This is a genomic window from Psychrobacter sp. FME5 (assembly GCF_014861375.1).
Classification (GTDB): Bacteria; Pseudomonadota; Gammaproteobacteria; order Pseudomonadales; family Moraxellaceae; genus Psychrobacter.
Genome location: NZ_RRYX01000126.1, coordinates 1 through 8,029, shown reverse-complemented (window position 1 = coordinate 8,029; position 8,029 = coordinate 1). Strand labels below are relative to the sequence as shown.

The 8,029-nt window shown below is 42.8% G+C and carries 6 protein-coding genes and 1 pseudogene; 6 read left to right on the top strand and 1 reads right to left on the bottom strand.

The features are described from left to right. The 6 genes and pseudogenes from EI161_RS12500 to EI161_RS12475 form a co-directional block, all read left to right on the top strand. A pseudogene (locus EI161_RS12500) lies at positions 1-122 on the top strand (IS982 family transposase); the annotation flags it as partial. Between the two features lie 98 nt (positions 123-220). Further along, a complete protein-coding gene (locus EI161_RS12495; RefSeq protein WP_192524677.1) occupies positions 221-2,266 on the top strand; it encodes a BCCT family transporter in 2,046 nt (681 codons plus the stop codon). Positions 2,267-2,468: 202 nt separating this feature from the next. Further along, positions 2,469-4,511: a BCCT family transporter gene (locus tag EI161_RS12490; RefSeq protein ID WP_192524676.1), complete on the top strand. Its 2,043-nt coding sequence runs from the start codon at positions 2,469-2,471 to the stop codon at positions 4,509-4,511. 132 nt (positions 4,512-4,643) lie between these two features. Further along, positions 4,644-5,675 carry a tRNA dihydrouridine synthase DusB gene (gene dusB, locus EI161_RS12485; protein ID WP_192524675.1) on the top strand — a complete coding sequence of 344 codons (1,032 nt, stop codon included), beginning with the start codon at positions 4,644-4,646 and terminating at the stop codon, positions 5,673-5,675. 167 nt (positions 5,676-5,842) lie between these two features. Next, positions 5,843-6,730, top strand: coding sequence for an SDR family NAD(P)-dependent oxidoreductase (locus tag EI161_RS12480; RefSeq protein ID WP_192524674.1), 888 nt, complete (start codon positions 5,843-5,845; stop codon positions 6,728-6,730). A 223-nt stretch (positions 6,731-6,953) separates the two neighbouring features. Further along, positions 6,954-7,649, top strand: a complete 696-nt coding sequence (locus tag EI161_RS12475) for an MgtC/SapB family protein (protein ID WP_192524673.1) — start codon at positions 6,954-6,956, stop codon at positions 7,647-7,649. Positions 7,650-7,852: 203 nt separating this feature from the next. Here the strand turns inward: EI161_RS12475 and EI161_RS12470 are convergent. After that, a partial coding sequence (locus EI161_RS12470; protein WP_192529586.1) for a transposase occupies positions 7,853-8,029 on the bottom strand: 177 nt, incomplete at its 5' end.

Here is an 8,029-nt window from a genome sequence, read left to right as displayed (position 1 = left end):
GAGATTTATGGCATTTGTCTCATCGATTGATTCGTAAGATTCTGTCGCATAATCTGTGCTTTGTACTCAATAAAAAACTTGGTAATCCGCCTCTTCAGTTTGATTTGCTTATTTCAAGTTGAGAGTGGGGTTTATTATTAGTAAGTTTTTATAGAATAGGTATTATTACCTTTTATTGCTCCCTTTTATTTATTGTTATTTTTTGAGGATATCACTTTTTATGAGTAAATTACCTCGCTCTACTATTCTATTGCCAGTCTTTGTACCGGCAGCAGCCATCATGTTGTTATTGGTGATCGGCACAGCGATTAACCCTGTAGCTGCTGGCGAGTTATTTAGTACGGTACTGGATTTTACCACCGACACTTTCGGTTGGTTCTATATGTTGGCAGTAGCTATATTTTTAATGTCTATCATTGCCTTGGCGTTTTCGCCTTATGGCAGTATTAAGCTGGGCCCTGACCATGCGGAGGCTGAGTATAAGTTTTTAGAATGGTTTGCCATGCTGTTTTCAGCGGGATACGGGATTGCTTTGCTGTTCTATGGAGTAGCAGAGCCAGTCATACATTTTGCCAGTCCACCGCTTGCCACGCCGCAAACTATTGAAGCTGCCAAAGAAGCGATGCAAATTGCCTATTTTCACTGGGGTTTTCATATTTGGGCGATATATGGTGTGGTCGGTTTATCATTGGCTTATTTTGCCTTTCGCCATGGTTTGCCGCTGTCAGTACGCTCAACGTTATACCCATTAATTGGAGATAGAATCTATGGCCCTATTGGGCATACCGTTGATGTGTTTGCGATTGTGGGTACGATGTTCGGTATCGCCACCAGTTTAGGTCTGTCAGTGGCGCAAATTAACGCGGGTTTGAACTACTTGTTGCCAGAGATGGTTCCGGTAAGTACGACCGTTCAGGTTATTATTATTGCGCTGGTTACAGCCGCGGCTTTGGTGTCGGTGTTAGCAGGTATGGATAAAGGCGTGAAGCGCTTGTCTATCCTAAATATGGTATTAGCAACCGCGCTGATGTTGTTTGTGTTTATCGTTGGTCCCACTATTTTCATTCTAAATGCCTTTATGGAAAACACGGGCAGTTATTTGGGCAATATCGTTGAGCGTACCTTTAGCCTGCAAGCGTATCAATCGAGTGACTGGATCGGTAGCTGGACGTTATTTATCTTTGCATGGACGATTGCATGGGCACCTTTTGTCGGTTTGTTTATTGCTAAAATTAGTCGTGGTCGTACCATTCGTGAGTTTGTATTGGGTGTGATGTTGGTACCCACCATCTTTACTTTCTTTTGGTTTTCGGTTTTCGGCGATACAGCGCTCCATATGATTATGGTTGAGGGTTATGAGTCGCTGATTACTGAGGTGCAGAATAACCAAGCGATTGCCTTATTTAAACTATTGGAAAATCTACCTTTTACTCAAATAGTGTCTTCGATTACTGTATTATTGATTATTACCTTTTTTGTCACCTCATCGGATTCGGGGTCATTGGTTATTGACTCGCTCGCCGCGGGCGGACGTAGTGATACGCCATGGTGGCAGCGCTCGTTTTGGGTAATAACCGAAGGGGCAGTCGCTGCGGCTCTACTTATCGCTGGTGGTCTAAACGCTTTGCAAACAGCGGCTATCGTCAGTGCTTTACCGTTTGCGGTCATTATATTGATTTCAACATTTGGTATGTGGCGCGCACTACGTATTGAAGGGCATCGTAACCAGAGTTTAGGCAACGATAACCATCTGCCGCCGCATCTACTTAAATTAAACGCATGGCGTGACCGTATTGATTATATGACCAACCAGCCCACACGCGATAAAGTACTGGGTTATATCAAAGGCACGGTTTTAACGTCGATGAACGAAGTAGCAGAAAAGTTTGCCGAAACAGGCTGGTTGCCTGATGTAAATTATGATGAGGTCAATAATCGTGCTGTACTTGAGCTAAGACGTGGTGATAACGTTGAATTCTGGTACGAAGTTCGTTTGTCAGAGCATGAGATTCCTGATTATTATACCGAAGATATGGCCAATGAATTACCACAAGAGCACCATCATCGCGCTGAGGTGTATCTACGCCGTGGTGGTCAAACCTATGATTTATATGGCTATCAATCAGAGTCGGTCATCAATGATATTATCGACCAGTTTGAGAAATATCTACATTTCGTCAATGTCTCGCCAAATATTTTGCCTTGGCGTATGCAGGAGCATGATGAAGATATTACGCTCGAGCAAGGCAGTGTGTTCGATAAATAAGTCATTGATAGTTTAATAAAAAAAGGCAGCTGAAAAGCTGTCCTTTTTTTTGTCAGATAGTGGTGTTGTTTATTTTTATAGAGGTATTGTTTTAGATAAATATCAAATTTTGTAAATATTCATCTAAACTATTTGAATAAATAAATGTTCTATAACAGTATTAGACGCATACCCAAATTTATGGTTTTTTTGAGAACGCTTTATGAGTAAATTACCGCGCTCTACTATTTTGATGCCCGTATTCATACCCACTGCTGTGGTGATGATTTTACTGGTGATTGGCGTGTCCGTTAGTCCACAATTAGCCAGTATTGTGTTCAGTGAGGTGTTGAGTTTTACCACTGAGACTTTCGGTTGGTTTTACATGCTGGCAACGGCATTGTTTTTGATGTTTATTGTGGTGCTGGCATTTTCGCCTTATGGCAATATCAAGCTTGGCCCTGATCATGGCGATGCGCAATACAACTTTATTGAATGGTTTTCGATGTTGTTTTCAGCAGGCTATGGCATTGCTTTGTTATTTTATGGGGTTGCGGAGCCAGTGACCCATTTTGCCAGTCCGCCATTATCAGCGCCTGAAACCATTGCTGCGGCAAAAGAAGCGATGCAAATTGCCTATTTTCATTGGGGTTTTCATATTTGGGCGATTAATGGGGTTGTGGCGTTAACGCTGGCTTATTTTGCGTTTCGTCATGGGTTGCCCTTATCCATGCGCTCAACCTTGTATCCCCTGATTGGCGATAAAATTTATGGTCCCATCGGCCATACGGTCGATGTATTCGCGATTTTGGGAACACTATTTGGTCTGGCAACTAGCTTGGGTATTTCAGTCTCACAGATTAATACTGGTTTAAATTATTTAGTACCCAGCATCCCCGTTAACAGTACGGTTCAGGTGATTGCTATTATTTTGATTACCGGTTTGGCGCTGATATCGGTGTTGGCGGGTATGGACAAAGGCGTAAAGCGGCTATCTATCTTGAATATGATACTGGCCACAGCACTGATGTTATTTGTGTTTATTGTTGGTCCTTCGGTATTTATTCTCAATGCCTTTATGGAAAATACCGGCAGTTATCTGGGTAATATCGTTGAGCGTACTTTTAGCTTGCAGGCTTATCAGCAAGGTGACTGGATTACCAGTTGGACGCTGTTTATCTTTGCGTGGACGATTTCTTGGTCGCCGTTTGTGGGCATATTTATTGCCAAAATCAGCCGTGGTCGTACCATTCGCGAGTTTATCGCCGGTGTCATGTTAGTACCGACTATCTTTACCTTTTTCTGGTTTGCCGTCTTTGGTGATACCGCGCTCAATATGATTATGGTGCAAGGCTATGACTCCCTAATCACTGAGGTGCAAAATAACCAAGCCATTGCTTTGTTTAAGCTGCTAGAAAATCTACCCTTTACCCAAGTGGTGTCCGCATTGGCAGTCGTGCTTATTATCACCTTTTTTATCACCTCGTCGGATTCAGGGTCTTTAGTTATTGACTCATTAGCAGCAGGCGGCCGCAGTGATACGCCCGCGTGGCAACGAACATTTTGGGTGTTAATACTAGGCGTGGTTGCCTCTGTACTTTTACTGGCAGGAGGACTTCAGGCACTGCAAACTGCGGCTATCGTCAGCGCTTTGCCATTTACCATGATTATTTTGATTGCGATGTTTGGTATGTGGCGTGCGCTGCGTATCGAAGGGCACCGTGATGAGAGTTTGGTAAATACAAACCATCTGCCGCCGCACCTGCTTAAGCTTGAATCATGGCGCGATCGGATTGATTACATCACAGATCAACCCAGCCGCGAGGAGGTGCTAGATTATATTAAGGGCACTATTATGGCTTCAATGACTGAGGTGGCCGAAAAGTTTAAAGAGACGGGCTGGCATCCTGAAGTCAATTACGATGACACCAATAATCGGGCGGTGCTTGAACTACAGTATGGTAATGATGTGGAGTTTTGGTATGAAGTGCGTTTGACCCATCAAGACACGCCTGACTACTATAAGGATGGTATCAGCAGTGATGCCATACAAGAGCACTATTACCGCGCCAAAGTGTATCTACGCCGCGGTGGTCAAACCTATGATTTGTACGGCTATCAGTCTGAATCAGTAATTAACGATATTATCGATCAGTTCGAAAAATATCTGAACTTTTTGGATGAATCGCCCAACAGTCTGCCATGGCGTATGCAGGAGCATGATGAAGATATTACGCTAGAGCAGGGCAGTGTGTTTGATAAATAGTCATATTACGCATTTATATGTCACGTCAGCTGAATAAATGATTGGCTGAATCACTTGCAATATGCGTACGAATCCTTAGAATAACGGCTTGTTTTCATTCACTTATTCTTAATACTACGCAAGCCGTTTTTTATGTCTAATGATTCTCCAGTTTTACCACCGCCTTCGCAAGTGCCGGAACATCCTTTATTGCAGCCATTGGTGATTGGCGGCTTGACGATTGAAAACCGTCTGATGGTCGCGCCAATGGCGGGTGTCACTGACAATCCATTTCGCAGGTTATGTAAGTCGTTTGGCGCTGGTCATGCGGTGAGTGAGATGATTATCGCTGATACCGCCCTTTATGCGCGCAAAAAGTCTCTCTATCGCGCCAATTTCGATAATGAGATTGCGCCCATTTCTGCACAGATAGCTGGAGCAGAGCCTGATAAGTTGGCAGAAGCGGCTCGTTATCAGATTGATAATGGCGCGCAAATCATTGATATTAATATGGGCTGTCCGGCCAAAAAGGTTTGCCGTAAGCTGGCGGGTTCTGCGTTACTGCAAGATGAGGATTTGGTTGCGCGTTTATTAGATGCAGCGGTCAACGCTGTCGATGCGCCTGTCACCCTAAAAACACGCTTAGGGTTTGAGAACGGGCGTGAGAATATCTTGCGTGTGGCAAAGCGAGCTGAGCAGGCAGGTATTGCGGCTATCGCCATTCATGGCCGTACGCGTGAGGACATGTATACAGGCGAGGCACGTTACGAGCTGATCCGTGAAGTCAAAGAAAGCATTAGCATCCCAGTGATTGCCAATGGTGATATCGATAGTGCACAAAAAGCGCAACGTGTTTATGAGCTGACCGGCTGTGATGCGGTGATGATTGGACGTGCGGCCCAAGGACAACCGTGGATATTTCGTGATATCGAGCATTTTTTGCGCTCAGGTGAGACATTATCTGCGCCAAGTGTTGGCGAGATTAAAGAAATTGTACTAGCGCATTTACAAGAGCTTTATGGTTTCTATGGTGAATACTCAGGCTGCCGTATTGCTCGTAAGCATATTGCTTGGTATACCACGGGTATTCCTAATTCTAATGCCTTTCGCCAAGCGATGTATGGTGAAGAGAGTACCGCTGGGCAGTTCCGTGTGGTCGAAGCTTTTTTGCAGGCTCATGAATAGGGACAGAAACAGCCAGTCTAAGCATGAAGTTTGCTAATAAATGCTTAATTGCTAATAATTATCGGATTAAATGAACTTTGTTGCCTATTTATTAACTTTACTCCAACTATATTTGCTATTCTTTAAGCGAGTATTAATGAAAGCCTCACTTACAAAAAGGATTTTTTATGGCCAATCCCTCAAAAAAAGCAATAACTAAAGCGGTCAAAGATAAGCATATTATTATTACTGGTGCCTCAAGCGGTATCGGTGAACGTACGGCCTTTTTGCTTAGTGAATGCGGCGCTCATGTTATTTTATTGGCACGTACCGAAGACAAGCTAAAAGCGGTTAAGGACAGCATTGAAAATCTTGGTGGCAAAGCCAGTTACTACCCTTGTGATCTGACCAATATGGATGATATTGAAACAGTCAGCGAGCAAATTTTGGCAGATTTTGAACATGTAGATGTCTTGGTGAATAATGCTGGCCGTTCAATTCGCCGCTCGGTTCACGAATCTATTGATCGTTTCCATGATTTTGAGCGTACCATGGACATCAATTACTTTGGCGCGGTAAAAATCATTCTTGGGTTTTTGCCAACGATGATCGGGCGTCAAACGGGTCAAATCGTCAATATCTCCTCTATTGGCGTATTAGCAAATAGCCCGCGTTTTGCCGCTTATGTTGCATCAAAGTCTGCATTGGATGCCTTTAGCCGCTGCCTCGCCGCTGAAGTTAAAGGCGATAATGTGACGATAACCAATATATTTATGCCATTGGTACGCACGCCTATGATTGCGCCAACCAAGTTATATCGTTATATGCCTGCGCTGATGCCAGATGAAGCGGCGATGATGGTCGCAAAAGCGATCGTTCATAAACCACATAGTATTGCCAGCAACATGGGTAAATTCGCTTCGGCCACTTATTCATTAGCACCAGCGATCAACGTGGGTATTCAATCGATGGGTTATCGTATCTTTCCAAGTACCCGTGCAGGACTGACTGCCGATAAGAAGCCAAACTTTGCTCAGCGCGCTTTTGCCAGAATCCTACCTGGTGAACATCATTAGAACAGGGTTTTTATTAGCCTTGAGTTCAAATGAAAAAAGGATGCTGATGCATCCTTTTTTAATGCCCTAAAAGTATTAATAATTATATAAACGGGTAGGATGGTGATGTTATTCGTATTATCGTTCCTTATATTAAAAAAATATAGAAACAATAGCGAACTACTCATTAAATTGATTCATCGTTAAAATAAAAAGGGATATTTGGCTGTACGGAGGTGAAGGGATGGAATTTTGGTTAGGAGTTGAAATGCTGATGAAAATCAGTATTGCTGCAGTCCTCGGTTTAATCATTGGGTTGGAAAGAGAGCTTACGCATAAACCCTTAGGATTAAAGACAAGCTTGGTCATTAGTATCGTCAGCTGTTTATTAACGATTGTCTCCATTGAATCATCCTACTCATTTCATGAAAGTACGGGCGTTATGATTCAAATGGATCCTCTGCGTTTAGCTGCACAAATTGTGTCAGGCGTTGGCTTTTTAGGCGCTGGTGTTATTTTACGACGAAGCAACGAACAGCTTTCAGGGTTAACGACAGCTGCAATTATTTGGGGAACCGCAGGTATTGGAATTGCGGTAGGTGCAGGTTTTTATATAGAAGCAATATTTGCAGTTTCGCTGCTGCTGATTAGTGTACAGATTATACCTTATTATATTTTTACATACGGGCCGAAGCGCTTACGTCATAAAGAACTCACTTTTCGCATCAAGGTCAATCAACAAGCAGGGATTGAAGCTGTTATCACTGAACTTGAGCATCAAAAGTACATTATTATCAAATCACGTATTAAAGACATGAACGGAGAGAATATGCATTTATTGGAAATTAAAGTGCGTGTGCCTTCTGATCAAACACTCCCAGTTATCTACAATGCAATCAAAAAAATTGAGTATGTTAGTACAGTAGAGATTATTGAGTAAAGTAGATATCGTCGATACTCAATAAAATAGATATATTAGGTGATAACATACGACTGGTATAAATTTTTCTAGCTTGCTGTACCTACGCTGACAGAGGCTACGAAAAATTCATTCCAGTTCTACTGTGTCGTTTTTATATGGAACTGACTATATATAATATAAGCACGAAATATAGGCACAAAAAATTAGGGCGTGTTGAACATTCATAATTTGAGCCAGATATAAGCACAAGCAAGAGCGACTGTATTTTCATAACTCTGCTTGAGCTTATCAAATCTGGTGGCAACCGCCCTATACTGTTTTAGTTTGGCGAAAGCATTTTCTACTAGATGCCTCGCTTTATATAAGTCCCAGTCCATATGGTCGTTAGAAGACTGAGT

What these genes read in the sequence shown, in the direction of transcription:
- EI161_RS12495 (WP_192524677.1), top strand. Translation starts at nt 221, where the DNA reads ATGAGTAAATTACCTCGCTCTACTATTCTATTGCCAGTCTTTGTACCG.
- EI161_RS12480 (WP_192524674.1), top strand. Translation starts at nt 5,843, where the DNA reads ATGGCCAATCCCTCAAAAAAAGCAATAACTAAAGCGGTCAAAGATAAG.
- dusB (WP_192524675.1), top strand. Translation starts at nt 4,644, where the DNA reads ATGTCTAATGATTCTCCAGTTTTACCACCGCCTTCGCAAGTGCCGGAA.
- EI161_RS12490 (WP_192524676.1), top strand. Translation starts at nt 2,469, where the DNA reads ATGAGTAAATTACCGCGCTCTACTATTTTGATGCCCGTATTCATACCC.
- EI161_RS12475 (WP_192524673.1), top strand. Translation starts at nt 6,954, where the DNA reads ATGGAATTTTGGTTAGGAGTTGAAATGCTGATGAAAATCAGTATTGCT.